Annotated in this window: 24 protein-coding genes; 13 read left to right on the top strand and 11 right to left on the bottom strand. The window is 62.3% G+C overall.

Going from position 1 to position 26,946, the window contains the following annotated elements:
* Positions 1–86: 86 nt before the first annotated feature.
* Positions 87–632 (top strand): hypothetical protein, encoded by a 546-nt coding sequence (locus AWB75_RS22600; RefSeq protein WP_061126277.1) that lies wholly within the window; start codon positions 87–89, stop codon positions 630–632.
* 88 nt (positions 633–720) lie between these two features.
* Here AWB75_RS22600 and AWB75_RS22595 read toward each other — a convergent pair whose 3' ends face one another.
* Together AWB75_RS22595 and AWB75_RS38655 are read right to left on the bottom strand one after the other, a co-directional pair.
* Positions 721–3,162: a GNAT family N-acetyltransferase gene (locus tag AWB75_RS22595; protein WP_061126276.1), complete on the bottom strand. Its 2,442-nt coding sequence runs from the start codon at positions 3,160–3,162 to the stop codon at positions 721–723.
* A gap of 291 nt (positions 3,163–3,453) precedes the next feature.
* Complete coding sequence (locus AWB75_RS38655) at positions 3,454–3,675, bottom strand: hypothetical protein (RefSeq protein WP_235012202.1); 222 nt, start codon at positions 3,673–3,675, stop codon at positions 3,454–3,456.
* Between AWB75_RS38655 and AWB75_RS22585 the strand changes: the two genes are divergently transcribed.
* Together AWB75_RS22585 and AWB75_RS22580 are read left to right on the top strand one after the other, a co-directional pair.
* A complete protein-coding gene (locus tag AWB75_RS22585; protein WP_235012201.1) occupies positions 3,595–4,194 on the top strand; it encodes an AAA family ATPase in 600 nt (199 codons plus the stop codon). The two genes, AWB75_RS38655 and AWB75_RS22585, sit on opposite strands and share 81 nt — an antisense overlap.
* 24 nt (positions 4,195–4,218) lie before the next feature.
* A complete protein-coding gene (locus AWB75_RS22580; protein ID WP_061126273.1) occupies positions 4,219–5,280 on the top strand; it encodes a ParB/RepB/Spo0J family partition protein in 1,062 nt (353 codons plus the stop codon).
* A gap of 84 nt (positions 5,281–5,364) precedes the next feature.
* On the opposite strand, the gene AWB75_RS22575 is transcribed toward AWB75_RS22580, so the two are convergent.
* Positions 5,365–6,720 carry a replication initiation protein gene (locus tag AWB75_RS22575; RefSeq protein ID WP_061126272.1) on the bottom strand — a complete coding sequence of 452 codons (1,356 nt, stop codon included), beginning with the start codon at positions 6,718–6,720 and terminating at the stop codon, positions 5,365–5,367.
* Positions 6,721–8,443: 1,723 nt separating this feature from the next.
* Here AWB75_RS22575 and AWB75_RS22570 point away from each other — a divergent pair.
* The gene (locus AWB75_RS22570; RefSeq protein WP_061126271.1) at positions 8,444–9,643 is read left to right on the top strand and encodes a DNA-binding protein; all 1,200 of its coding nucleotides are present in this window, start codon (positions 8,444–8,446) and stop codon (positions 9,641–9,643) included.
* Between the two features lie 16 nt (positions 9,644–9,659).
* Here the strand turns inward: AWB75_RS22570 and AWB75_RS22565 are convergent, their stop codons facing one another.
* Positions 9,660–10,700, bottom strand: coding sequence for a tyrosine-type recombinase/integrase (locus AWB75_RS22565; RefSeq protein WP_061126270.1), 1,041 nt, complete (start codon positions 10,698–10,700; stop codon positions 9,660–9,662).
* A 185-nt stretch (positions 10,701–10,885) separates the two neighbouring features.
* Between AWB75_RS22565 and AWB75_RS22560 the strand changes: the two genes are divergently transcribed.
* Entirely contained in the window at positions 10,886–12,310 is a 1,425-nt protein-coding gene (locus AWB75_RS22560) for a DUF2252 domain-containing protein (RefSeq protein WP_061126269.1), read from the top strand.
* Between the two features lie 52 nt (positions 12,311–12,362).
* Here the strand turns inward: AWB75_RS22560 and AWB75_RS22555 are convergent, their stop codons facing one another.
* A complete protein-coding gene (locus AWB75_RS22555; RefSeq protein ID WP_061126268.1) occupies positions 12,363–12,719 on the bottom strand; it encodes a DUF2471 family protein in 357 nt (118 codons plus the stop codon).
* A 266-nt stretch (positions 12,720–12,985) separates the two neighbouring features.
* Between AWB75_RS22555 and AWB75_RS22550 the strand changes: the two genes are divergently transcribed.
* Positions 12,986–13,174, top strand: a complete 189-nt coding sequence (locus AWB75_RS22550) for a CsbD family protein (RefSeq protein ID WP_061126267.1) — start codon at positions 12,986–12,988, stop codon at positions 13,172–13,174.
* Positions 13,175–13,310: 136 nt separating this feature from the next.
* Here the strand turns inward: AWB75_RS22550 and AWB75_RS22545 are convergent, their stop codons facing one another.
* Positions 13,311–13,907, bottom strand: coding sequence for a helix-turn-helix domain-containing protein (locus AWB75_RS22545; protein WP_061126266.1), 597 nt, complete (start codon positions 13,905–13,907; stop codon positions 13,311–13,313).
* A gap of 154 nt (positions 13,908–14,061) precedes the next feature.
* Here AWB75_RS22545 and AWB75_RS22540 point away from each other — a divergent pair, with 154 nt between their 5' ends.
* On the top strand, positions 14,062–15,264 hold the full coding sequence (locus tag AWB75_RS22540; protein ID WP_061126265.1) for a glycine C-acetyltransferase: 1,203 nt from the start codon (positions 14,062–14,064) through the stop codon (positions 15,262–15,264).
* A gap of 101 nt (positions 15,265–15,365) precedes the next feature.
* Positions 15,366–16,397 (top strand): L-threonine 3-dehydrogenase, encoded by a 1,032-nt coding sequence (gene tdh / locus AWB75_RS22535; RefSeq protein ID WP_061126264.1) that lies wholly within the window; start codon positions 15,366–15,368, stop codon positions 16,395–16,397.
* Positions 16,398–16,424: 27 nt separating this feature from the next.
* Here tdh and AWB75_RS22530 read toward each other — a convergent pair whose 3' ends face one another.
* Complete coding sequence (locus AWB75_RS22530) at positions 16,425–17,063, bottom strand: YceI family protein (RefSeq protein ID WP_061126263.1); 639 nt, start codon at positions 17,061–17,063, stop codon at positions 16,425–16,427.
* Between the two features lie 183 nt (positions 17,064–17,246).
* On the opposite strand from AWB75_RS22530, the gene AWB75_RS22525 reads away from it, so the two are divergent.
* Positions 17,247–17,765 carry a hypothetical protein gene (locus tag AWB75_RS22525; protein WP_061126262.1) on the top strand — a complete coding sequence of 173 codons (519 nt, stop codon included), beginning with the start codon at positions 17,247–17,249 and terminating at the stop codon, positions 17,763–17,765.
* A 39-nt stretch (positions 17,766–17,804) separates the two neighbouring features.
* Here AWB75_RS22525 and AWB75_RS22520 read toward each other — a convergent pair whose 3' ends face one another.
* On the bottom strand, positions 17,805–18,707 hold the full coding sequence (locus tag AWB75_RS22520) for a LysR substrate-binding domain-containing protein (RefSeq protein WP_061126339.1): 903 nt from the start codon (positions 18,705–18,707) through the stop codon (positions 17,805–17,807).
* A 133-nt stretch (positions 18,708–18,840) separates the two neighbouring features.
* On the opposite strand from AWB75_RS22520, the gene AWB75_RS22515 reads away from it, so the two are divergent.
* The 4 genes from AWB75_RS22515 to AWB75_RS22500 all read left to right on the top strand — a co-directional run bounded on the left by AWB75_RS22515 (position 18,841) and on the right by AWB75_RS22500 (position 24,148).
* A complete protein-coding gene (locus AWB75_RS22515) occupies positions 18,841–20,022 on the top strand; it encodes a M20 aminoacylase family protein (RefSeq protein ID WP_061126261.1) in 1,182 nt (393 codons plus the stop codon).
* A gap of 16 nt (positions 20,023–20,038) precedes the next feature.
* Positions 20,039–21,355: an MFS transporter gene (locus tag AWB75_RS22510; protein WP_061126260.1), complete on the top strand. Its 1,317-nt coding sequence runs from the start codon at positions 20,039–20,041 to the stop codon at positions 21,353–21,355.
* A 145-nt stretch (positions 21,356–21,500) separates the two neighbouring features.
* Positions 21,501–23,213, top strand: coding sequence for an IlvD/Edd family dehydratase (locus AWB75_RS22505; protein WP_061126259.1), 1,713 nt, complete (start codon positions 21,501–21,503; stop codon positions 23,211–23,213).
* Between the two features lie 14 nt (positions 23,214–23,227).
* Positions 23,228–24,148, top strand: coding sequence for a dihydrodipicolinate synthase family protein (locus AWB75_RS22500; protein ID WP_200823019.1), 921 nt, complete (start codon positions 23,228–23,230; stop codon positions 24,146–24,148).
* Between the two features lies 1 nt (position 24,149).
* On the opposite strand, the gene AWB75_RS22495 is transcribed toward AWB75_RS22500, so the two are convergent.
* From AWB75_RS22495 to hpnK, 3 genes are all read right to left on the bottom strand, one after another.
* Positions 24,150–25,130 carry a bifunctional helix-turn-helix transcriptional regulator/GNAT family N-acetyltransferase gene (locus AWB75_RS22495; protein ID WP_061126258.1) on the bottom strand — a complete coding sequence of 327 codons (981 nt, stop codon included), beginning with the start codon at positions 25,128–25,130 and terminating at the stop codon, positions 24,150–24,152.
* A gap of 98 nt (positions 25,131–25,228) precedes the next feature.
* Positions 25,229–26,224 carry a lysylphosphatidylglycerol synthase domain-containing protein gene (locus AWB75_RS22490; RefSeq protein ID WP_061126257.1) on the bottom strand — a complete coding sequence of 332 codons (996 nt, stop codon included), beginning with the start codon at positions 26,222–26,224 and terminating at the stop codon, positions 25,229–25,231.
* Positions 26,221–26,946 (bottom strand): hopanoid biosynthesis-associated protein HpnK (hpnK, locus tag AWB75_RS22485; RefSeq protein ID WP_061126256.1); only part of this gene is annotated, 726 nt, incomplete at its 5' end. The genes hpnK and AWB75_RS22490, both read right to left, overlap by 4 nt.

The raw sequence follows: 26,946 nt of genomic DNA, 5'->3' as shown, positions 1-26,946 counted from the left end.
GTTAGAATGGCGGCCCTCTCAAAATGACGGCGCGCGCGATAGCGTATTGCCGTTTTCAATTTACCGCATAACCGACGCATTCCCCGATGGCGAAACTCCTTTCCGATTCCGAATTTCTCCGCTTCACCGAGCTCCAGCAAAAGCAGGCGAATTTCACGATCACGTCCGACGAGGCCGATGAACTGCGCGAGATCGTCGCGCACGCGCAGAAGAAGCGCGACGATCGTGCGGCCGCGATGCAGGCGATCGAAGCGTATATCGCGCAGTTCGACATCACGCCGGACGAGCTCTTTCCGGCCGAGCAGATCGGCGATGCAGCGCGCACCTTCGGGCTGATTCCCGCTGCGAAGAAAGAACGCACGCTGCCGCCGCAACTGACGCACAACGGCAAACCGTATCAGTGGACCTCGCGTGCGCTGCCCGAAGAGATCCGCGTGCCGCTGTTCGAAGCGTTCACGTCGGGGCAATCGGTGCGGCCGTTCATCGCGACATGGAAGGACACGTCGCGCTGCGCATTGACGATCGCGCGGCTCGAGAAGGAAACGGGAAGTGCGTATGCCGAAGCGTTGCTCGATGAGCTTTCGCTTTCGCGTGTTCAGGTTGATGAAGCGCTTGGCAAGCTGGCGACGTGAGTGGGACAGTAGCTGCGCTTGGCTTTATGCGCATAAAGTCTGACCTCAGGAAGTCCGGAAACGAATCGTAGGCAGTGCCGCGCGAGCATCAATCGACGTTCGCGCCTCTCGAAGTAGGCGACGGCGTTTCACACAATCGCAATCTGAAGCCGACCACGCCCGGGTCTTCCGTCTTCGTCAATTCGAAGCCCGTGTTGCGCGCAAGCGCGATCATGCCGGCGTTCTCGCGCAGCGCTTCGCCGATCAACCAGCGCGTACCGCGGTTTTTCGCATACTCGATGATGCGCGACAGCAACAGCTTTCCCAGCCCTTTTCCCTTCATATCCGAACGCGCGGCCACGGCGAACTCGGCGGTCTCGTTGTCCGGATCGGCGATGGCGCGAGCGACGCCTAGCGTCTCTCCCACGCCTTCACCATTCGCCCGCGTGACGATCAGCGCCATCTCGCGGTCGTAGTCGATCTGCGTCATCCGCGCGAGTTGCGAATGATCGAAACTGCGCACCGCGCCGAAGAAGCGCAGGCGCAGGTCTTCGGCGGTGTTCGCGGCAACAAACGCGGCATGCGCTTCTTCGTCCTCTGGGCGAATCGGCCGCACGGTCACCCGCATACCGCGCCAGTCGAGCGTCTCTTCGAGGCGGCGTGGATACGGCACGATCGCGAGCGGCTTGCGATGCGCCCCCAGCGTGAGTAGCGGCTCGTGTACGGCGACCGAATCGCGCGTCACGCGCAGGACGAGCCGCAACGCAACGATTTCCTCGATATAGCAAACGAGTTGCGACAGCGCCGTCAGCGAATTGAGCAGCGTGTCGGTGGGTAATTCGCGCGACCGCGGCGAACGCATGACGAGATCGCGCGCGAGCACGGGATTGAGTGGTGGCAATGCGAACTCGTGCAGAGCGTCCGCGAGGCCGAGTGCACCTTCGGCCTTGAACTCGAACACCGGGCCAAATACGCGGTGGTTGAGCATCCGCGTCTGAATCTCGACGGCATCGCTCGTCAGCGAATCCGGTGGTCCGGGCTTCGCCGTAATACCGAAGCGGGCGAGCACGCGCGCCGCATGATCACCGTTCAATTCCGTGATGCCGCTCCCGAGCGCGCTTCGAATGTCGCGTTGTGCGGCATCGATGTCATCGGGGACATCGGCGGGAAGGCCGTCGGGCGTCTGCATCAATAACTCGCGGCCTTGCCGGAAATCGACGAGTCGCGCGAATCCGCGTGCGAGCCGATGCGGCGTCGTATGCACGGGTATGCCGTTCGCGTGCAATTCGTCGCGCGTCGCGGCATCGACGCAGCCAAAGAAGCAAGCCAGTAATCCGCGGTACGCATGGCGCCGCTCGGCAATGAGCGTACGCGCGACTTCCGCAACCGGCGCGCTATGCGTCGGAGCATGCACGACGAACACGGTGCCGGTCTCGCGATGCGAAGCCAGCGCTTCCAGTGCGGCGCCAAAATCGGCGGAAGTGGCCGCATCGCCCAGCAGAAGCGGATTTCCCGCCCGGGCGCGAGGCAGCGCGGTCGCGATCGCATCGCGCGCCGCGGTGGGCCATTGCGCGAGGTCGTCGCCGGCGGCGCCGAACGCATCCTGTGCGAGTGCTGCGACGCCGCCGTCGCTTGTGACGACGGTCGCGACATCGCTCGCCGCGACACGGCCTATGCCGAGGGTTTCGATTTCGTCGAGCAAGTCGTCGAGTGAATCGACGCGCACGAGCCCGGCACGACGAAAAGCGGCGCCGTAGAGCCGATCGAACGGATCGTCCCGACCAGTGCGGAGCACGAGCACCGGCTTGTTTCGCGCGGCGGCGCGCGCGGCCGACATGAATTTGCGCGCAGATCGCACAGTTTCGATCGCGAGCAGAATCGCCCGCGTCGAGACATCGCTTGCGAGGAAATCGAGAAGGTCGCCGGAATCGACGTCGGCTTCATCTCCAAGGGCGACGATTCGTGAGAAGCCGAGGCCGCGCGCACGCGCCCAACCCAATACGCCGTTCGTCAATGCGTTCGACCCGGATACCCATGCGACTCCGCCCGATTCGACGTTGCAGGCGGGCGCGCCGAGACAGGCGCCGATCGCGGGTGTCACTACGCCGATACTCCCAGGTCCGACGACGCGCACGAGGAAGGGGCGGGCGGCAGCAAGCGTCCGGACTGTCCAATCATCCGCGCCGGCGGCGGATCCTTGCAGATCGTCCTGTCGCGGTGTCGATGACGCAATCCGCCGGGTCGCCTCACCCACAATCACGACCGCTTTTGTTCCGCGACGTCCCAATCGTTCGACGAGATCCGGCCAGGTATGCGGTCGCGTGCAGAGCACCGCGACGTTGGGGGCTTCGGGCAGCGCATCGATATCGGCGTACACGGGTTGGCCGCCCAGTGATCTGTATTTTGGGTTGACGGGCCAAAGGGATCCTGAGAAGCCGGCGCATGCAGCGCGCGCCCATACCATTTCGCCGACGCTGCCCGTGCGCGATGAAGCTCCGACGATCGCGATAGATTTTGGGGCAAACAGAATGTCCAGATTGCGAACGGTCATGACGGCTCCGATAGGGCGACGATTAGGACAGCGCCTTAGCATAGGCGATTTTGTTTTGCAGGTGATGACGGGTGACGACATACGCGCTTATCAAACCACCGTCGACGGATCGTCCTCGACGGTCGTACCGTCGCGAATCGTTCCGTACCGCGACCTGGCGAACTGGAGCAACACCGGCGACTTTATGCGCATAAAGCTCCGATCGAGTTCGCGCCGAGGCATCGCTTTCGTTTGCAGGCGCAGAAGACTGGACTTTATGCGCATAAAGCTAGGCCGAATGGCCAACGCACGTCATATCTTGTCGATTTCCACTGAAAAAAAGATTACGTCAATGTAGAATTCAACGGACTTAAAATTTCGGAGCAAAACGTGGCGGCGGAAATCATAGCGATCACGCAGCAAAAGGGCGGCGTCGGCAAAAGCACGATCGCAATGCACCTCGGTGCAGCCCTTCACGAAAAGAAGAAGCGTGTGCTCGTCGTCGACGCCGATGGGCAGAACACTTTGATCCATTGGTCAAGCGCTGCATCGGACGGCGCGAACGGAATACCCTTTCCCGTGGTTAACCTCTCCGAAGCGGGCGGGCAGATTCACCGCGAGATCAAGAAGTTCGTCAACGACTACGAATTCATCGTGGTCGATTGCCCGCCATCGATCACCGAGAAGGTATCGGGCGTCGTATTGCTCGCGGCGAGTGTCGCAGTGATTCCGACGTCATCGTCGCCGGCGGACTACTGGTCGAGTGTCGGTCTCGTCAAACTCGTTCAGCAAGCGCAGGTGATGAACGAAGACCTGCGCGCCGTCTTCCTTTTGAACAAGACGGAAGAGAAGCGCATGCTTACGCGCGAACTCAAGGTCGCGCTCGAGGAACTCGGTTTTCCCCTGCTTAAAACGCAAATCCCCACACGCGAGTGCTACAAGCAGGCGATGGCGCTTGGTCAGACCGTACTTCAGATGAGTGACCGCGGATCGCGCCTCGGTGCTGCGGAGATTCGCGCCGTGGCTGATGAAATCCTCGACATGCTCTCCTGACTTTATGCGCATAAAGGACCCTGAATGAAACCGTCCCAGTTTGCAAAGGGCTTCAAGGCCCGCCCCGACTCGACGAGCAGCGAAAAACGCACGGCACTCGATCGCCTGAACGCCATCGACGGCATCGTTGACCTTCAGCACGTAGGGCAGGCCGCAAACGGCCGGTCGAGCGCATTCGTCGCCGACGAACCAAGCGATATCGCTACCGGCGTCGAGTCCGAGGAATATCGGACCTGGCGACGCGCCAATCGCTATACGACGGGACAAGTGATCGAACTGCCGTTGAAGTCGATCAAGACTAGTCCGTTCAACCCGCGCCATTTCTATCTCAAGTCCTCGATCGCGGAATTGGCGGTCAACCTTGCAAAGCAAGGGCAGCAGCAGGCCATCCACGTCATTCCCGACTACGAGAATCCGGGAACGTTCTTCGTCAGCGATGGTGGCCGCCGCGTGCGGGCGCTTAAAGAGGCGAACAAGGAAACGGTCAAGGCGGTGGTCGTCGATCTGCCGATCGGCATTCAGAGCTACAAACTGGGCTACGATCTGAATGTTCAGCGCGACTCGCAGACTGTGTTCGACAACGCCGTGGTCTGGCGGCGGTTCCTCGACGAGGAACATTTTCAGAGCCAGCGCGAGCTCGCCGATCATCTGGGCCTCGACGAATCGACGATCGCCGTGGCGCTGTCCATCGCGAAGCTTCCTGAAAACGTCATGCATGAGATGGTGGCGCGGCCGGACCGGTTCGGTTCGAACATGGCCTATCAGATCGCCCGATACCACGCCGCTCGCGGCAGCGATTCCACGCTGCGTCTCATCAACAAGATCACGTCGGACGATCTGAGCACGCGCCAGGTCGCCGATATCGTCAAGGGGCGCGCGAGCGCTCAGGACACACCGAAGACGCCAAGTCGGCAGCGCTATGCGCAGCGCCTCGACATCAAACTCGATGGCGTCTCGGTCGGCGATCTGAAGTCATATGGGGAAGATCGCCTCGAGCTGCGCTTGCGCGGGTTATCGCGTGAACGGCGTGACGAATTGTTGCATCAGATCGAGTCGATGCTTCAGGCTGTCGAGAAGAAGAAGTGAAGTGATGCAGGGCCACCGAGTCTTTCACGGTGGCCATCGAATTGCGCGAATCGTTCTGAAGAACTTTTCGCCATGCCTGCGATATCAACCCACCCGCGACTGGCTCAACGTGAAAGCAAGTAAGTCGCCGTCGGTGGGCTCGCCCCAAGTCTTTCGAGCAAGCCAGTCGAAGAACGACGTTTCGGCAAGCTTCGAATCCAATCCACGCTTGCGCCAGTCGTCGCGCATGTGCGTGCCCAGCCCCGGCAGCACGTCATCCTCGAACGACTGACGTGCGAGCTCCCGTTCTTCCTCACCTTGCTCGTCGTACAGCACACGCGCTTCCTTGCGTCGGTAGGCGGAAAATTCGCTCAGCAAGCGTGCCTTGAGATCGTCGGCGGCGGCCCCCGGAGCGCGTGCCGGCACGCCGCTCGTCGCAGATGGCAACGCCTCCACCGGCGGTGCATAGCCTTTCTTGAGCGCATCCTTGAAAAGCGCTGCGGCGCTTCGAACCGGCGGCAGGGACGTGCTGCGCATGCGTTGCTCGGTCATCTGCAATGCCGCCCGGATGCGATTCTCCTCGCTGTCCGCGTAGAGCGTCTGAGCGTCCTTGAGTGGAATGCCGATCTTCACCATCCGATCGACGAGCGTGCTGTCGAACACGTTCGGATGCTCGTCGAGCGCGAGCATCGGCTGCTTGCGCTCGGTCACGCGGAACTGGATCTCTGCGACACGCCTTCCCTCGCGATGCTCCACCAACTCGACGAAGATGTTCGTCACCGCGTTCACTTCGGCAATCGCGGGGCGCAGATAATCACGCTTGAAGTACTTGTATTCGCGCTTGGCTTCGTCGCCCGCTTCCGTGTCGGGCGTACCGGACAGGATCGGGCGCCACCACTCCCAGGTTTCGCGCATTGTCAAATGGCTGGGATTGGTCAGGTAGCGAACGCAGATCTCATAGAGCGCGAGGCCGGCGCTGCTGCGCAGCTGGCTCTGAAACTGCAGGCTGAGGCGCGCGTATTGAACCGGATCCAGCAGCTTCTTTTTGATTTTCGGCGCGAAGGAAAACTCGACCCATACGCGGCGGGTCGTCGGATCCTCCAGGATTTCCGCGTCGGCGATCAACGTCGAGATGCCCCACTTGCGGCCGGGCTTCTGACTCGACGTGCCGGTGCTCCACTCGACCTGCACCGACACCATGCGACGCAGATGTTCTTTTACGAGCGCAGTGTCGTTGGAGTCGAACGCCGAATTGGCGACAATATCGGACAGCAGCGCACGATACGTGTCGCCTGATTCGTCAGCTTGCTGGGCGACCGCGAGCAGCACGTTGAAGAGCTTTCTGGTCAGAAGCGTAATCTTGCCGCTTTTCGGCTGAATCGCGATGGCCTCGACCGCCTTGCGCAATTCGGCCGAGCTCGGGCTGACAACGTCGGTCTTCTTAGCGCGCTTCGTGGCCATGCGATGGTCAGGATCGATATTGCGTCGAAGGATACCGATTGGGGTGAACCGCGTCTATAGGGGTGTCTTCACCATCCTGCGGTGATGATGGACACGCCGCTCAGCCTCACTGCGGTGCGTTCCCGTAAACGCTCACCGCTCACCGATCGCACTCATCTCATATATGCAGCATCCATGCGGGTAAACGGATCGCGGCGCGTTTTGCCCATATCCGCGATGCCCGGACAGAGTCCTGAAAACACTCACCTCAAAATATTTTTGGCGATCGGCTATCTGTGGCGCACGAGAGACAGCGCGATAGCTGCGTGTTCTTCACGGTTCCTTTGACGGCTCGCGTGGCTCATCGATCGACGGCGCGAATCACTCGCGAAGGAAACCGCAACCCCTCCCGGAAAACCTCACCTTTGAGCGACCGACGGGCGTCGAGACTCCGCGTCACGCCTTTATCCGAGCCTTCGCAGAGCACAAAATCTCCGCTAAGGCCTTGGCTATATTGACTTTCTCGAACTTGCTCGGAAACCGACAACGACTCATTTACCTGGTCCCGCAAACACTCACCTTTCTGTTCGACCAACTACAAGGTTGCCCGTGGCGGGCACCTATCTCGCTTCTCGCTCCAGGGCAAAGGAGTGGTCCTCCCGTAAAACCTCACCGCACCTTTTCCGGGCATCGACCAGCCCACTCCTTTGAAGGCTCCCGAATTTCCTCACCATTGGTCGATCGCATGCTGACAGATTCGGGCTATCTAACTGTTTAGCATTATATTTTTATCCAGAAGCGCGGACGCACCCAACATCGCTCTGCAGCGAATGGCGATCCCGAGGACACTCACCTTTCCGCAGAAACTTGCACGGACGCTAACCAATCCAGCGCCCAAACGCCCCCGCAAAGTCTCACCTCAATGAAATGACAACGCATAAAGCCACGACCTCCAAACGGATGAAGCCTCCCCGTGGGGGGTCGGCTGCTCGATCGCGACTCCCGTAAAATCTCACCTTCGACCGTAAAAAGGTCTCTCTTCAGGGAAATGGCGCACCGCCGCCCCGAAAAACCTCACCTTTGCGTCCGACTCTTCCCCGTAAGCACTCACTAATCGGAAAAATCTACCTTATTCGGCGTGCAAAACGCCCGTTTTCGCATGTCCCGAGGAACCTCACCGTCGATGCAAACCTAGCAGTCTGCTCACGCCCGTCAATCAATGCTCGCTGGAGAGAAGTCTCCCGAAAAATCTCACCTGAGCTGAACCAGGTCTTCCCGAATCCGCTCACGATGTTTCCCGCGAGTACTCACCAAGCGCCCTGAAGCTCATCACCGATACGTCCTGTAGACCTTCACCATACGTCCCGAAGAGTCTCACCCAGCATCCCGCAAACCCTTGTGCCACAAGGCTTTCGCACGGCGTTAACTGTTTTTAAGAAGGTTCAAGGGTGTTAACTTCTATTACTCTCAAGCGCACGAGTCGTGGCGAAAAATAATGTTTAGCCTCGAAAATTCGTGAAACACAACGCTTATCTGCGGATCGAGCTAAAATCTTTGCGCAATCATGGAGTTAAAGTCGTCTCCTAAAGATGTTTCACGAGACTCTTCTTTGTCGGTAGGTAAGGACTGGTAAATCGGACGAGGATGATGAAGCACGCGCGTGCAGGCGTACGACACGACGGCACTCGTAACGTTTAAAACGTAAAATGTTATTATCGTTACGCCAATTTCTGATTTGACCGACATGGAACACCAAATCCGCGAGGAACTGCGTCGAGAACTCGATGCCATGCGTGCTGCCGGCGCGCGGCGGCAAGAGCTCTCCCAACACACGTGCAAGCGTCTTTTCTTCGATCTAGGCGTCCGACCCTCAGTAACCGCTGTCCGTGAATTCACGCAAACAGGCAGTGCGAGCGATATTCCGAAAGACATCGAAGCGTTCTGGTCCAGCTTGCGTTCAGCGTTGCGCGTGCGTATCGATGCTGGCGCGATTCCCGAATCACTGCAAGAACGTGCGGGCGAACTCCTGGCGGCTCTGTACGACGAAGCGCAGCGGCAGGCACGCGCTTCCCTGGTCGACGACAAAGCCCAGCTCGACGCTGCCCTCTCAGCCGCGCAAGCCCAGGTGCACGAGGCTGATGTTCGCCGCGAGGCAATCGAGCAAGCTCATCAACGCGCCGAGACGCGTGCCGAAGCCGGCGCGGCGCGGATCGCGGCCCTCGAGGCCGAGCTCAAGGCGCTGCGCAATCAAGGATCGGACGCTCAAGCGGGCTTGCGCGAGGTCATCGGACGCTGGGAAAAAGAAAGCGACGCGCTGTCCGAGCGTCTCCGCGAGGAACAAGCTTCGACCGCGCGCTTGCGCGACCGTATCGACGAGCTGCAGACTGAGTTGCGTCAGAACACGGAGCACTACGCTCAGCAAATCAAGGACGCCGTCAAGGAAGCTGAGCGGCGCGTCCGGCCGATGCTGGTGGAGCTCGATTCCCTGCGCGGCATGGCCGCCACCTATCAGGCGGCCGCTCGCGACACGAGTCAGAAAGAATTTGATTTCATTCAACAGCTTAGCGCCGCCAGAAGCCGCGCCGACCGGCTCGAATCGCAAGTTCGGGAACAGTCGGACGAAATCGACGCGCTCGTCCGCGAACGCGACGCCCAACGCGTTCAGTCCGGAGCGAGCGCCCAAGTCGGCGCGTTGATCGCGTCGATGGTGGCGGAGGGACGCCTGAGCGCCGCGGAAATCGCTGGTCTGGGGACGCAACTGGATACGCACGTTTCCGCGCCGGGCGTCTGTCCGGCCTGCGAACTCGCGGAACCGGAATTGCAGCTTCACGAAGACGAGTACGAACTGTCCTGCCCGAATTGCGAGCGGACATCGGGGGCGGTTTCGTCGAAGCTCGCGGCCGTCGACGGGTTCATCCGGTCCGCTCGCGTCGACGCCTCCTGACCGGCGTCGGAAAACGTTAAAGGTGAGTGTTTTCGGGACCGCCGATCGGGCCCGGCAAACGAGCGTCCGCGGTCATACCGGCGCGCGCTTTTGCGATATCCCGCTCCCGTATTTGCTCACCCATCCATTCCTCCCAAGCGCGGTGCAGACGATGTGCCGAGATAGTCTGCTGGAATCCGAGCCATTGGCCGACGCGATCGGGGTCCGTTCCGTCCTCGAACAGTTCCGCCGCATACGTGTTGCGCAAGGTCTGCGGGCTCGCTCGCGCGACGCGCGACGCGGCGATTCCCGACGCTGCCACCACCGCGTCGATCGCGCGCAGCATCGTCGCCTTGTGCATGGAGCGGCCCGACGGCGCGGCCGGAAACAGCAATTCGCCCGCGAGGCCCGCCGTCTTGCGCTCGCTCATCCAGTTATCGAGCAATTCGACGGCGAACGGCGTGAGCCGGGCCTGCCGGATCAGCAACGGATTCGACGCATCCACGGTGATGTACGGCGCGCCTGCCGCATAGCAATCGGTGGTCAACTGAGCCGCTTCGCCCGTTTTCACGCCTGCGCCCAGAAAGACGGCAACCAACGCCCGATCGCGCCGCTCGCGCCAGCGCTGTCCGGCCGGCAACGCGCCGATCGGCGCGAACAGATGCGCGACGAGCAGCGCGCGCTCGTCGTGAGTCAGGAAGCCGGTCGGCTCGTTGTCGCGCGCTTTGCGCCACGCGGCGGTGCCGTCCTGAGCGATGAAGCGCGCCGGGTTCGTCGCGGCCGATTCCACTTCGCGCACGTGATCCAGCACGCGTTCGATCAACCTCAGGTAGCGCATGCGCTGCGGACGGCGGATATCCAACTGCGCGACGAACTGCTCGATGACGGGACGCTGCACCGTGTGCAGCGTCGCGCGTTTCGCGGTCAGCCATTCGAGGAAGTTGCCCCACTGCGCGCGATAAACATCGGCCGATGACGCCCGGAACGCCTGCTGAGCGAGCCATGCGTCGAAGGCGGCGTGCGGATCCGCTTGCCAGTCGGCGCGCTGTTGGTCGAAGAGATCGGGAGTGTTCGGCATGGTGTTGGAAGGCGATCGCCCGCTGTATGGCACTGGGCACAGGGTCGGGCTTCAAGCGCCTGACGTCAAGCGAAGGTGTTCATCGAAGTGTCGATAGCTGTCTTGCTGGATGCGTGATTTGTCGACTACTGTCATCTATGCGGCTTCTTTCCACCCTCGAGCATATGCGCAAATAGGAGTGAACGATGGCCCCGCAATCCTGGCAGGACCGCCGCGCGATCGGACGCGCCGCGCGCGAGCGCACGCCACGGGGCGCGCACGAGGCGATCGGCGATATCGATCGAGATCCCATCGGACTGTTGCAGTCGAGCAGCAAGGGACGCGTCGAAGCGCTCGTTCCGCTGCGCTACGGCCGCATGCTCGTGTCGCCGTTCACGTTCTACCGCGGCAGCGCGATCCTGCAAGCGCACGATCTGGCCGCTACGCCGAACAGCGGCATCGCCATTCAGATTTGCGGCGACTGTCACCTGTCGAATTTTGGCGGCTTCGCGACGCCGGAGCGCGCGCTTATTTTCGATCTCAACGATTTCGACGAAACTGCGCCCGGTCCGTGGGAGTGGGACGTGAAGCGTCTTGTCGCGAGCTTCACGATCGCCGGGCGCCATCTCGGTCACGGCGACCTTGCCGCCGACGAATTCGCTTTTCTCGCTGCGCGCAGCTATCAGACGCATATGCGTGAGTACGCCGAAATGAGCGCGCTCGATCTCTGGTACGAGCGCATCACCTTCGATCGCATGTACGCTGCCGTGCAGAGCGATGAGGGCCGCCGGCGCATCAAGCGCGGCGTCGAGCGTGCTTCGCGCCGCACGCACGAGACGATGTTGCCGAAGCTCGCGGATAGAACGGGCGATATGTGGCGCATCCGCGATGCGCCGCCCGCCGTGTTCCACGTTCGCGGCAAAAGTACGCTGATCGACAAGAACGACGAATGGATGACCCTCGAGGGCACTCGAGAAGAGATTTTTGCCGCGCTCATGCGCAAATACGTCGTGACGCTGACACCCGAGCGCGCACGGCTACTCTCGCAGTTCGCGCTGCAGGACATTGCGTTCAAGGTCGTCGGCGTGGGCAGTGTCGGCACGCGCTGCCTCGTTCTGCTGCTCACCGATGCCCACGACAAGCCGCTCTTCCTGCAGATGAAGGAGGCATCGACATCGGTCGTCGCGCGATACGCGACGCAAGCGAAAGACACGAGCGATCCAGAACACGACGGTCAACGCGTCGTTCATGGACAACGCCTGATGCAGGCGGCCACCGATCCGTTCCTCGGCTGGGCGACGGGTCCGCTCGGGCGCTCACTGTACATCCGTCAGTTGCGCGACATGAAAATCTCCGCCGAGCTCGAGACCTTCACCGATGACGCCTTTCGCGAATATGCCGCGATGTGCGGCTGGGCGCTCGCACGCGCGCACGCGAAATCGGGCGGATGCGCGCCGGAGATATCGGGCTATCTCGGCAACAGCGATCGCATGGCCGAAGTGCTCGTGCGCTACGGACGCGGCTATGCGGATCAGGTGGAAAAGGACTACGAGATGTTTCGCGCGGCGTGCCGGAACGGCAAGCTCGAAGCGCGATCCGACGCCGACATGTCAGCCGATTTCGCGGCTTGACGAGGTCGAGTGGAACCGTCCCCGGCACGCGGGCGCGGGCCGGGAACGCGCTTCAGTGTGCCGCGATGGCGAGTTGCGGTCGACCGTGCCGTGCGGCGCGCTCGTAGGCGTCGACGGCGAAAGCGAATACGGCGGGCAAGGCATCGGATGACGCGACGTCGACTACGTCGTCGGTTTCGGGAAAGTGAAAGTCATCGGGACGCGCGAAAAGTTCACGCAAGGTCGCTTCGTGCCTTCCCGCAAAGCCCAGGTCTGCCACGGCTTCGGCTTCGATGGCATGCAGCAGCCGCCAGGTCAGCGGCACGTTTTTGTCGATGTAACGCCCCGCTATCTGACGCGTAATGCGTTCGAGATCGTGCACAGCGCGGGCAAACTGCCTTTTGCTTAGATTTTCGCCGTTCGACTCCATGATTCACCCCTTCCCAACTGGTCTTGTAGTACTGTATATACATACAGTACTTGTTGCAATGAAAATAGCGTCTCGCTAGTCGACCTGGGTGTATGTGCGATTCCGCCTACGTGTATTTCAGACAGGCGCTGCTATGCGCGTTCGCGAACGAAGCGCATCGTAGAACCATGCTTAGGAAATCTCCTGAGCGGAACACGCAGGCGTTTTCTGCGTTCGTTCGACGGCACCGCGCGGCCAATAGCGCTGCAAACCACGGGAGAACTGCAATGAACAAGGATCAAGTCGAAGGCGTTGGCAAACAAGTCAAGGGAAAGATCAACGAGGGCGTCGGAAAGGTGACCGGCGATACGGCGCAGGAAGCCAAGGGCGACATGCAGCAGGCTGCCGGTAAGGTCCAAAAAGGCGTGGGGGACGCGCGCGAAGATCTGAAGGACAGCGTCAAGAAGAACCCGTAAAACGGGCCAGACGGCGCCGTTCGCCGGCGCCGCTTCGATGCGGGACGCGGATTTTGCGCGTCCCGTTTTTTGTTGGGCAGAGGCTTCGCCCGTCGGTCAAAACTTGATGCGCATAAAGTCCTTGATGCGCATCAAGTCAGCCGTGAATCACCACCAGCAACGCTCTCGCTTCGGCGCGTCCGACGTTGCGAATCGCATGCGCTTCGTCAGCCGCATATCGCGCCGTCTCCCCAGCTTTGAGTCGACGAGTCGTGCCCGATGCCTGTACTTCGATCGATCCGTTCAACACCGTGAGATGCTCGCGCGTCCCCGGCTCGTGCGCGTTCGACGTAAGTGCGGCGCCCGACTGTAGCGTGAGTTCGTACCACTCGAATTTGCCGGCGAGTTCTATCGGTCCCCAGACGCGCAATTGATAGCCGCCGTTGTCGCCGCTCAAGGTCGGAATGTCGTGCGGCCCGGCGACGCGTATCGCTTCGGTCGGCTTCTGCTGCGTAAATAGCTGATCGAGGCTGATACCGAGCGCATTGGTCAGTCGCCAGGCGACCGCGATCGTCGGATTGGCTTTGTCGCGCTCGATTTCCGACAACATCGACTTCGATACGCCGGCGGCTCGTGACAGATCGTCCAGCGTGAGTTTCCGCTCATTGCGCAATCGCTGAATGATTTCTCCGACGCGCGGCGGCGCCGTTCCCGCAAAGTCGCCAGCTTTCCCGTCCGGGCCCGTGCTTGCCATGTGTCGATCAATCCCTTAGAGTGTTCGGCATACCGGAAAAGTGTTCGAAATATCGAACATGTCCGATTCGATGGATGCACTATAACAGGGCTAAGGGCCGCGCCGCGAGCAGCGAAGCGCGGATTGCTTGGGCAGGCCAAGAACAAGGATTGCGATGAAAGATCAATACCTTTCCCATTTGCGCTCGACGCTCGACGAAATTCGTGCCGCGGGGTTCTATAAAGCGGAGCGTGTCATCGCGAGTCCGCAGTCGTCGGATATTCGGCTGGCGAATGGGAGCGACGTACTCAACTTCTGCGCGAACAATTACCTCGGGCTTGCCGATGATCGTCGTCTGATCGACGCTGCGAAAGCGGGCCTCGACGCTGACGGTTTCGGCATGGCGTCCGTGCGCTTCATCTGCGGTACGCAAACCGTGCACAAGGAGCTCGAACAGGCGATCGCGCAATTTCTCGAAACCGAGGACGCCATACTCTATTCGAGTTGCTTCGACGCGAACGGCGGCCTTTTCGAAACGTTGCTGACCGAAGAGGACGCGATCATCAGCGACGAGTTGAATCACGCCAGCATCATCGATGGCGTGCGTCTTTCGAAGGCGCGGCGCTTGCGTTACAAGAACAACGATCTCGCGGATCTCGAAGCGCGTCTTCAGGAGGCCGACGCCGCCGGCGCACGCTTCAAGCTGATTGCGACAGACGGCGTCTTTTCGATGGACGGCATCATCGCCAATCTCGCCGGCATCTGCGATCTCGCGGACCGTTATGGCGCGCTCGTGATGGTCGATGACTCGCACGCCGTCGGTTTCATCGGAGAAAACGGACGTGGCACGCCGGAACACTGCGGCGTGCTGGATCGCGTGGACATCATCACCGGTACGCTCGGTAAGGCGCTCGGTGGTGCGTCGGGTGGATATGTCGCCGCGCACAAGGAGATCATCGAACTGCTGCGGCAGCGCAGCCGGCCATATCTCTTTTCGAACACGCTGGCGCCGAGTATCGCGGCCGCTTCGTTGAAAGTGCTCGAACTACTCGACAGCGACGAAGGAGCCGCGTTGCGTCAACGCGTCCGCGAGAACGGCGCTCATTTCCGCCGCGCCATGTCGTCTCTCGGTTTCGATCTCGTTCCCGGCCAGCACCCGATCATTCCGGTCATGCTTGGCGACGCTCAACTCGCGTCGAAGATGGCCGATGCGCTGCTCGACGAAGGCGTCTATGTCATCGGATTCTCATATCCCGTCGTACCGAAGGGACGCGCGCGCATCCGCACTCAGATGAGTGCGGCGCATACGCCGGAGCAGATTGATCGCGCGGTCGATGCATTCGCGCGCGTCGGCCGATCGCTCGGTGTCATCCGCTGAGCGCAGCCTCCGACTTTATGCGCATAAAGCGAGGGGACCGGGCCACACGCCTGCGATCCTCGAAGAAGCACCACCAAGACTAAACGTCAGGATCAAACGCAATGAAAGCCCTCGCCAAACTCGAACGCGCGCCCGGACTTACCTTGACGCGCGTGAAGCGGCCCGATGTCGGCCATAACGATGTTCTCATCCGCATCCGGAAGACCGCGATTTGCGGCACCGACATCCACATCTGGAAGTGGGACGAGTGGGCGCAGAAGACAATTCCGGTACCGATGCATGTCGGTCACGAATATGTCGGCGAAATCGTGGAGATGGGTCAGGAGGTGCGCGGTTTCGCCATCGGCGATCGCGTGTCGGGCGAAGGGCACATCACCTGCGGGTTTTGTCGGAACTGTCGCGCCGGGCGGCGCCATTTGTGTCGAAATACGGTCGGCGTCGGCGTGGACCGCGAAGGCGCGTTCGCCGAATATCTCGCGATTCCGGCGTTCAATGCGTTCAAGATTCCGGCCGATATCTCCGACGACCTCGCCGCGATCTTCGATCCGTTCGGCAATGCGACGCATACCGCCCTCTCGTTCAATCTCGTCGGCGAGGACGTATTGATCACAGGCGCGGGTCCGATCGGCGTGATGGCCGCGGCCATTGCACGGCATGTCGGCGCGCGCAATGTCGTCATCACCGATGTGAACGAGTACCGCCTGGAACTCGCCCGCAAGATGGGCGCGACGCGTGCCGTCAACGTCGCCAGGGAGCAACTGCGCGACGTGATGAGCGAACTCGGCATGACCGAGGGCTTCGACGTCGGTCTGGAAATGTCCGGCGTGCCGAGCGCATTCACCTCCATGCTGGAATCGATGAACCACGGCGGCAAGGTCGCGTTGCTCGGTATTCCCCCGGCGCAAACCGCAATCGACTGGAACAAGGTGATATTCAAGGGCCTCGAGATCAAAGGCATCTACGGGCGCGAGATGTTCGAAACCTGGTACAAGATGGTCGCGATGCTGCAAAGCGGTCTCGATCTGTCGCCGATCCTCACGCACACCTTTCCCGTCGACGACTATCAGCGCGCATTCGACACGATGCTTTCGGGCAATAGCGGCAAGGTCGTGCTCGACTGGACCGAGGCCTGAAACACGCAGACACAGACGATGCGCGCATCATTGCGCCGCATCCGCGGTTGCCTTTGAAAACTCGGCCTGAATGGCGACGTGCACATCGTCGCCGACGGCCGGATACCACGTCGTCAATCCGAATTGCGCACGGCTGAAATGTCCGTCGGCTGAGAAACCCAGCGTTTCCTGCTTCGTGAGCGGATTGACCGCGTGGCCGTTGAACGTCACGTTCAGCGTGATTGGCTTCGTGGTGCCGCGTATCGTCAGATCGCCGGTAAGCACGCCTTTGTCGTCGCCGGTGCGCTGAAAACCCGTGCTCGCGAAAACGATGCTCGGATAACGCGCGACATCGAACATGTCCGGCCCTTTGAGCATGCGATCGAGCAGCGGCACGTTGGTGTTGACGCTCGACGCATCTATGTTCGCGCGCACCGAGCTTCCGGACATGCCGTCCGCATTCCAGTCGAGCTGCGCCGTCGTCTTGTCGAATCGGATGACGAAGCGCGAATAGCGAAAATGATCGACGTCGAAGCTCACGTTCCAGTGATGCGCGTCGAGCTGATAACGCCCCGGCGGCACGCTCGCTTCGTTCGTCGACACGCGATGCGTGACCACCTGCAACGGCGTGCAGGCCATCAACGCACTAGCCGCCAGAAACGCAATGAGATGCTTATAAAACTTCATCGCGCTTTGCCTCGAATAAGAAATAGAACGCCGATCAGTTTCGCCGAGAACGAGCAAACGTGCGCGGATCGTCACGTGCTTTTCGCCCGCTCGCCCGAAAATGGCGCTATCAGGTAGAGTTCGCCTCGAACCACCATCTCAAAAAATAAGGCGCCATCGCGTCCGCGCGATGGCGGAGAACACATGCGCACATGGCTGCTTCCTTTCCCCAACTTCCGCGCTCGCTTTCTAGCGGCTGTCGTCTTGGTCGCTTCGGCATGGACGCCCGCCGCGCACGCGGACTGGTGCGGCGATGGTCTTTGGGTCGATGCGATGATCGCATCGCATCACTTTCATCCTGACAAGGATTTCGAGCAATTTAATCCCGGCATCGGACTGGAATGCTGGGTCGCGCCGCAATGGGCTGTAACGGGCGGCTACTTCCGCAACTCGTTGTCGAAGCCTTCCTTCTATGGCGGCGGCGTTTGGGGACCGGACTTCCTGCACTGGAATCACATCAGGCTCGCCGTGATGGCCGGCCTGATTTCCGGTTACGACTACGGCAGTTACGGCATCGGTCATAACCATACGGTTGGGCCCGTGGCCGCGCCGCTCGTCATGCTCGATTACAAGCGCGTGGGCGCGAACATCATCCTGATTCCGCCGATCCCTTCGAGCGATCTGCCGTTCACGCTCGGCTTCATGCTCAAGGTGAAATTCTAAGCGATCCTGAATATTCTCACCTGTCGGCCTCGGACTTCTTCATGGCACATCGAATGAACGCGCCGCGTGCTGCAAGCACTCCAGCAACAAGCTGGCGGCGGGCGTCAACGGACTATCCCGCCGCGTGACGACACGCACCGACACAGCAGGCAACGGATCGGCGATAGGGAAGATCGCGAGCCCGTCGCTGACCCACGGGTGTTCGAGCAGCGCGGCTGGCATCGCAGCCAACGCATCCGACCCGCGCAACAACCCGTGCGCGATGATGAAGCTCGGACACTCGATCACGCGCCCCGGCACCATCAAGCCGCGCTCCGCATACGAATCGAGCAGCGCCTGCGTCGAGCTTTCCGGCGATGGATTCAACAGCCACTCCGCTTCGGATAACTCCGCGAGCGACGTGCAGTGCCGCAACGGATGATCTGCGCGCCCGACGATCGCCGAGCGGCTCTGATACAGCTCGATGTGATCGAACTCCGGAGCGAGATGCTCGGGCACGACCACCGCGACGACGAAATCGAGCGAGCCATCGCGCAGGCGCGGCATCGCGACGCCCGGAAAGCCTTCGATGAAACTCACGCGCGCATTCGGCATCTGCCGGCGGAACGCGCGGTACGCCTGCGGCAGGATCGAAAGCGCCGCGGTCGGTGTGACAGCCGCGCTTACGCTGCCCGCGCCAGCGCCTTTCATTTCCGCGATGTCGTCCTCGGCGCGGCGCATCTCACTCACGATCAGATGCGCGCGCACGCGTAACTGCTGCCCGAACGCGGTCAGTTGCACGCCGCGCGCGGTGCGCAATACGAGCGGAACGCCGAGATCCTGCTCCAGTTCCTTGATCGCTTTCGTGAGCGCGGCTTGCGAAAGGTGCAGGCTGCGCGCGGCCGCGCGGATGCTGCCTTGCTCGGCGGTCGTGAGAAACGCACGGAGCTGGTGGTATTTCATGCTCATGAGCGACACCTTAGGGTTATGTCCGACAACCATCAGTCATCACACAGCGAATTTACAGTCTTTTGGTTTGCTTTTCGGCTTTATATGCTTGGGACACGTTGAAACTGCATCGAGCAAGGAGTGTCACATGCTGTCAGTCGAGCCCGTCATCCCAGGCGTCGGGACAATCGCGTCAGAATTCGTCGATGTTCGGCGCCGCATCCACGCCCATCCCGAACTGGCGTTCGAAGAAACGCAAACCAGCGCGCTCGTCGCGCAATCGCTCGCGCAGTGGGGCTACGAAGTGCACCGCGGGCTCGGCAAGACCGGCGTCGTCGGCGTGCTGAAGACGGGCGAGGGCGGCAAGCGCATCGGCCTGCGCGCGGACATGGATGCGTTGCCGATCGAAGAAACCACCGGCCTGCCGTACGCGAGCCAGCACGCCCGCACGATGCACGCATGCGGCCACGACGGCCACACCGCCATGCTGCTGTGCGCCGCGCGTTATCTCGCGGAAAGCCGGCAGTTTTCGGGCACGCTCATCGTGATCTTCCAGCCCGCCGAGGAAGGCGAGGCAGGCGCGCGCGCGATGATCGAAGACGGGCTCTTCGAGAAATTTCCGTGCGACGCCGTGTTCGGCCTGCACAACATGCCCGGCTTGCCCGCGGGCGACATGTTCTTCACGCCGGGGCCGGGCATGGCGTCGTCGGATCGCGTGAACATCACGGTGCGCGGCGTCGGCGGTCACGGCGCGATGCCGCACGTCGCACGCGATCCGATGCCAGCGGTTGCGTCGATCATGCTCGGCCTCAACAGCATCGTCGCGCGCGAAGTGGATGCGCAGAAGCCCGCGGTCGTCACGGTCGGCAGCGTGCAGGCGGGCGAGGCGTGCAACGTGATCCCCGAAACCGCGCTGATGAAGCTCTCCGTCCGCGCGCTCGACGCGGGCGTTCGCGCGCTCTTGCAGGAACGGATCACGGCGCTCGCGAACGCACAGGCGCTCGCTTACGGCTGCACGGCCGAGATCGACTACGAGCTCGGCTATCCCGTGCTCGTGAATCATGCCGAACCCACGGCCTTCGCCACCGATGTCGCGACGAAGATGCTCGGCGCGCAACGCGTCGATCCGGCCGCGAAGCCGCTGATGGGCAGCGAGGACTTTGCGTTCATGCTCGAAGCGTGTCCGGGCGCGTATGCGTGGATCGGCAACGGAATCGGGTCGAAGGGCGGCTGCATGGTTCACAACCCCGGCTACGACTTCAACGACGACATCCTCGCGATCGGCGCGAGCTATTGGGTGCGCCTGGCCGAAGCCTGGCTCGCCGACTGATTCTTCGGAGCACATCATGAACGCACCCACTTTCGCCAGCGCGCCGGCGAATGCATCGACGCAGACGAGCCGTGCAGCGCGCACGCGGCTGGTGATGGCGGCGGCGGTCGGCAACGCGCTCGAGTTCTACGACTTCACGGTCTATGCGTTCTTTGCGCTCATCATCGGCAAGCTGTTTTTTCCGGTGAACGATCCGGTCGGCCAGTTGCTGCTTTCCGTGGCGAGCTTCGGGGTCGGCTTCTTCACGCGTCCCGTCGGCGGCTTGCTGATCGGCATGTACGCCGACCGCGCGGGCCGCAAGAAGGCGATGCTGCTCACGCTCGGCCTGATGGCGCTCGGCACCGCGATGATCGCCGTCGCGCCGACCTACGCGCAGGCGGGGATCGCGGCACCCGTCATTCTCGTGATCGCCCGGCTGATTCAGGGCTTTTCGGCGGGCGGCGAAGTGGGCGCATCGACGACACTGCTGCTCGAACAAGCGCCCCCGAACCGGCGCGGTCTGTATGCGTCGTGGCAGTTCGCGAGCCAGGGCCTGTCGGCGCTCGCCGGCGCGCTGACGGGCGTTGCGCTCACGGCATCGCTCACATCGGCGCAACTCGAAAGCTGGGGATGGCGCGTGCCGTTCATCATCGGCACCGCGATCGTGCCGGTCGGCTGGTGGCTGCGCCGCACGATGGAGGAAGCGCCGCGCGTAACGGTAGAGGCGCAACCGAAAGCGCCGAAGATGCCGCTCGTCACGGTGCTCCGCGAACATGGCCGCGCCGTGCTCAACGGACTGGGCCTTACCATCGGCGGCACGTCGGCGCATTTCATCATCGTGTTTTATCTGTCGATCTACGGCGTGAAGCAACTCGGCCTGCCAAGCTGGACCGCGATGCTTTCGGGCTGCGTGTCGGGCGCGATTCTCTTCGTCGTCGCGCCGATCGGCGGTTATCTGTCGGATCGCATCGGCCGCAACAGGCTCGCGCAGACGACGCGCATCCTGCTCATGCTCGCGATCTGGCCGGCGTTCGCGCTGCTGAACCAATCGCCGACCACATCGACGCTGCTCGCGGTCGTCACGGCGTTGTCGATCGTGCATTCGCTCAACGTCGGACCGACGGGCGCGATGCTCGGCGAACTCTTCCCGCGTTCGGTGCGCGCGACGGGCGCGGCCATCGTCTACAGTCTGGGCGTCGCGATCTTCGGCGGCTTCGCGCAGTTCTTCGTGACGTCGCTCATCGTCATCACGAAGAGCGTGATGGCGCCCGCGTGGTACGTGATCGGCTGCGGCACGCTGTCGGTGATCGCCGTGGCGTGCATGCGCGAACGATCGAGGGAAACACTCGACTGATCGTCAAATCTTGCGATGGAAAGCGCACCGGATCGATGAGCGCGGTGTATAACTCGACAGATCCGGGAACGATAAAAGGCCGCCCCGCGCGGCCTTTTCTTCTGGATCCCACACTATGACAACGCGCATCAAAAAGGGGACATGCATGCGCAAGCTCCGTTCGCAAAGCTGGTTCGGCGGTAAAGACAAGGATGCCTTCATTCACCGCTCGTGGATGAAAAACCAGGGCATTCCTCACGATAATTTCGATGGCCGTCCGGTCATCGGCATCTGCAACACATGGTCGGAACTCACGCCGTGCAACGCGCATTTTCGCGAACTCGCGGAATACGTGAAGCGCGGCGTGCGCGAGGCGGGCGGCCTGCCGCTCGAATTCCCGGTGATGTCGCTCGGCGAATCGAATCTGCGGCCCACGGCGATGTTGTTTCGCAATCTCGCGTCGATGGATGTAGAAGAGTCGATACGCGGCAATCCTATCGATGGCGCCATTCTTCTCGTCGGCTGCGACAAGACCACGCCCGCATTGCTGATGGGCGCGGCGTCGTGCAATCTGCCCGCGCTCGCCGTATCGGGCGGAGCGATGTTGAACGGGCGCTTTCGCGGCGGCACCATTGGCTCGGGCACGGGCGTGTGGCAGATGTCGGAGGAAGTGCGCGCGGGCACGATGACGCAGGAAGAATTCGTCGAAGCCGAGTCGTGCATGAACCGTTCGCGCGGCCATTGCATGACGATGGGCACCGCCTCCACGATGGCCTCGATGGTCGAATCGCTCGGCATGGGCATGCCGCACAACGCCGCGATTCCCGCCGTCGATGCGCGCCGTCAGGTGCTTGCGCATATGGCGGGACGGCGCATCGTCGATATGGTCAAGGAAGACCTCACGATGGACAAGATCCTCACGCGCGAAGCCTTCGAGAACGCGATTCGCACGAATGCGGCCATCGGTGGATCGACGAATGCGGTCGTGCATCTGATCGCGCTCGCGAAGCGCATCGGCGTGGAACTGAAGCTCGAAGACTGGGAGATCGGCAGCAACGTGCCGTGCCTCGTGAACCTCCAGCCATCCGGCGAATACCTGATGGAAGACTTCTACTACGCGGGCGGCTTGCCCGCGGTATTGCGCCAGCTTGGCGAGCAAGGGCTTTTGCATCGCGATGCGCTCACGGTGAACGGCCGCACGATCTGGGACAACGTGAGTGAAGCGCAGAACTACGACGAGAAGGTCATCACCACGTTCGCGAAGCCGTTCAAGCCGCATGCGGGCATCGCGGTGCTGAAGGGCAATCTCGCGCCGAACGGTGCGGTGATCAAGCCATCGGCGGCGACGGCGTCGCTATTGAAGCATCGCGGGCGCGCGGTCGTCTTCGAGAACGTCGAGGAATTGCATGCGAAGGTCGACGACGATTCGCTCGATATCGACGAGCACTGCATCATGGTGTTGAAAGGCGCCGGGCCGAAAGGCTATCCGGGTTTCGCCGAAGTCGGCAACATGCCGCTGCCGAAGAAAGTGCTTCAAAAGGGCATCACGGACATGGTCCGCATTTCCGATGGCCGCATGAGCGGCACGGCGTACGGCGCGGTCGTGCTGCATGTGTCTCCGGAAGCGGCGGCGGGCGGTCCGCTCGCGCTCGTGCGGACGGGCGACATGATCGAGCTCGATGTCGAGGCGCGGCGCCTGCATCTCGACGTATCGGACGAGGAACTCGAACGACGCCGCGCCGCGTGGCAGGCGCCGGCGTTGCCGAAGCGTGGCTACTACCGCCTGTATGTCGAGCACGTGTTGCAGGCGGATCAGGGCGCGGACCTGGACTTCCTCGTCGGATCGAGCGGCGCGCCGGTGCCGCGCGACTCGCATTGATCCGGAGGCGATTCATGACGAACCATCATCAGACGCCGCCGGGCATGTGGCCGGTTCTCTACGCTTTCTTCGACGCGCTGAACCGTATCGACCGCGACGCCACGCGCAGGCAGATCGACGCGACCATCGCGGCGGGCGCGCCCGCCATCGTCACGCTCGGGCTTGCGACGGAAGTGAATCGCTTGTCGGAAGAAGAAAAGCGCACGATGATCGACGATTGCGCCGCGCATATCGCAAACCGAGTGCCGCTCGCCGTCACCATCACAGGCGACAGCGTCGATGCTCAAGTCGAGCTCGCCGACTATGCGCTGGAACGCGGCGCGTCGTGGCTGATTCTTCAGCCGCCGTCGAAGCGCGGCGAGCCCGAGGCGTTCTACTACGACTTCTTCGCCGCGGTGCTCGAACGAACCGGCGCGAACGCGGGCATACAGAACGCACCGGAATATCTCGGCGTGGGCTTGTCGGTGGAATCGATCGCCGCGCTCGCCGCCGAGCGGCCCAACTTCCGCCTGCTGAAGGGCGAAGGGCCGGCCGTGACGATAGGCGCGACCATCGAACGCCTGCGCGCGCTCGAACAGACGCTTGCGGTGTTCAACGGACGCGGCGGTCAGGAACTGCTCGACAACTTGCGCGCGGGCTGCGATGGCCTGATTGTCGCGCCGGACGCGTTCGATCGTCAGGTTGCCATTCATGACGCCTTCGCCGAAGGACACGAGCACGACGCCCAATCGCTATATGCGGACGTGTTGCCGGAGATCGTCTTCGTGATGCAGTCGCTGGAAACGCTCACCTGTTACGGCAAGCGCATCGCGGCGTGGCGCATGGGCTTCGATGTCGCGCACGATCGCGGCGCGCGTCCGACGCAGTTCGGCATCGAATGCGCGCGGCGTTTCGCGCAACATCTCGGACCCACATCGCGCGTATTGCGCCGATGATTCATCGGACCGGGCGGCGCGTGAAGCGCTGCTCGGTCACCGGCTTGCCCCATTGCCTGCCTTCGGCTTCATCGGTCAATGCGAAGCCGAACGATTCGTACAAGTGACGCGCGGCGTCGAGGCTCTTGAAGGTCCAGAGGCAGGTCTCGTCGTAATGCGCGTCGACGAAGTCCATCGCGCGCGCCATCAATTGCTTGCCCATGCCGCTGCCGCGCAATGCATCGTCGATGATGAACCAGCGCAGATGCGCGACGCGCGTCGCCATGTCGCCATCTATCGCGAGCGAGCCGAGCGTGCGCTCGCCCTCCAACACGAGCCATAACGCCTTGCCTTGTGCCGGCAAGCCTTCGGCGAATGCGGCCAGTTCGGTCGCGACCTTGCGTTCGAAGAACACGCCAAAGCCCGCGTGATGCGCATAGAAACGCGCGTGCAGACTCGCGATATCGCCGATGCATCCCGGCCGATAAGCTTCGACGATGCGCGCGCTCCCGGCCTGCGCGGCGCGTGACTTCTCGTGCGCGTGATCGTGGCCGTGCGCGAGCGCATCCGCGTACAGCGCGAGCGAGCGCACGAGCGTTTGCTGATCTTCGGGAACCATGCGCCGCAGCGCGTCGGAGACCTGATCGGTCGCGAACTTGTCGATCTTTCTGCGCAACTTCTGACCCGCCGATGTGAGGTAGAGCTCGGACGAGCGCGCATCCTCACTCGATGTCTCGCGCGTGATGAGGCCCGCCGCTTCCAGCCGCGCGATCTGGCGGCTCGCGTTCGACTTGTCGAGCCGCAGAGTGGCGGCGATATCGCGCGCCTGAATGCCGGGCGCCGCGCCGATCTCGATGATCGCATGCACTGCCGAAGGCGCCAGACCGCTATCCGCGAGTGTGTTGCGCATGAAGCCCAGCTCGCGCACGAGCTTGCGGGAAAACTCGCGTAGTTCGAGGATGGTCTCGTCGCGGGATTGAACGGGCGGATCGATGAAGTCCATGAAGTTTCCCTTGGTTGCGACACGCAACTACATCGATCGATATTAGTTGCGGGCTGCAACTTTCGCAAGGAAAACGATGCTCCCGAAAACCCTCACCCTTAGCCGCGATCGCGCACCAATCCGCCCTCGCGTTTCGCATCCATCATGCGTAGCAGCGCGAGCGCGATGCCGCCCCACACGAATTCGCGCGCGCGCCGCAACAAGGCGAACGAGAGCGCCGCCTGCCGGTCGATGCCGAATGCCGAGGCGATCGCGACGATCGTCGCTTCCTGCACGCCGAGGCCGGCGGGCGCGATGAATACCGCGTTGCGCACGGCCTGCGTCAGCGCTTCGATGGCGACGGCGCCGGCGATCGACACCGGATGACCGAGCATGTCGAGCGCCGCGAAAACCTCGGCCGCGCCGAGCACATAACCGGCGAACTGCCACGTCAGGGCTCTTGCGAGCAGCGGCATGCGCTGCAACGACGCGCGGATATCGCGATCGAGCTGCTTGCCGTCGAGCCGTGCGGCGAGCGTGTGCGCGGGATCGAGCCAGCGCCGCGCGAGCGTCTCGAGACGATGGAACGGTGCGCCCTTGTGCGCGACGACGAACGCGGCGACGCAAACCGGAAGCGACGCGAACAGGGCCACGGCAATCACGTTGCCGATGTCATGCGCATCGTTCGCATGAAAGCGCAGCAGCACGAGGCCGAGCATGGCGAGCAGATATTGCACGGCGATCGTCACGAGCAGTTCGACGATCACCGATGCGCTCACGCGGCTCACGTCCGGCAGATAGCGCGTGGCGAGCCGAATGCCTGCCACTTCGCCGCCGATGCCGAGCACGGGCAGCAGCCGCCCGACCGCTTCGCGCACGACAGCGATCCACCATAGCGCGGACAGGCCGATGCGTTCATCGAGAAGAAGCTGCCATGCGCGCGCATCGAGCAGCAGCGGAAGCGCGTGCAGCGGCACCAGCCACAGGAGCACCGGACCGGTGCGCGCGATGAGCGCGAACGCGTCCGCGATGCCCTCGTGCAGCGCGAGCGCAACCAGCAGCGCGATAGCCGCGGGCCAGCGCAGCCACGCGATGCGTCCGAGGGAAGCGCTCACGTGACCGGCTCCGGCGTGCGCGCGTGCCCGAAGATATCCGCGAAGCCGCCGTGCATCGCGCCCGTCGCTTCGATGGCGCGCGCGACGCGCGGTGAGCACAATGCGGCGAGCTCGTCGGCGTGCCGATAGCCGCGCATGGACGGCGTCAAAGGCCCGGCGCCTTCCGTCGCGGGATGGCTGTAGATTTCGAGCACGCCTTCCGGCGCGTCGGCCAGCAGCGCGAGCAGCGCGGTTTCGTCCATGCGTCCCGTCGCCGAGATGCCCGCGACGCGGTCGTTGTACGCGATGCCCGCGCGATCGAGCCGCCGCTTCATCAATGCGACCCACGGCGCGAGGAAGAACGAGCCGTGCATCTCGCGCGGCAGCCGTATCGCGCGCATGCCGAACTGCGGACCGATTTCGAGGATCAGGGCAAGCACAGTCGGATGCAGATGAAAATGCTTGTGCACGTTGACGTGATCGAGTTCGAGGCCGGTCGCGGCAAACGCTCTGAACTGCGCGTGGATCTCGACGGCGAGTTGCCGCCGCACGCGTTGCAGAAAATAGAAGCGCATGCCGTTCGAGAACATCGAGCCTTCGAAATTGCCGCGCGCGTCGACGAGATCGGGTATCGACCAGCGCGGCAGCGACGCGGCGCCATCGGTCAGCACGATATGCAGCCCGACGCGCAAGTCCGGCAAGTCGTGCGCGATCTTCACGGCGTCGTGGGCGGCGTTCGCACC

Source organism: Caballeronia catudaia (genome assembly GCF_001544755.2).
GTDB lineage: Bacteria > Pseudomonadota > Gammaproteobacteria > Burkholderiales > Burkholderiaceae > Caballeronia > Caballeronia catudaia.
Note: the sequence above shows the minus strand (reverse complement) of the source record. Positions and strands in the feature narration are given on the sequence as shown.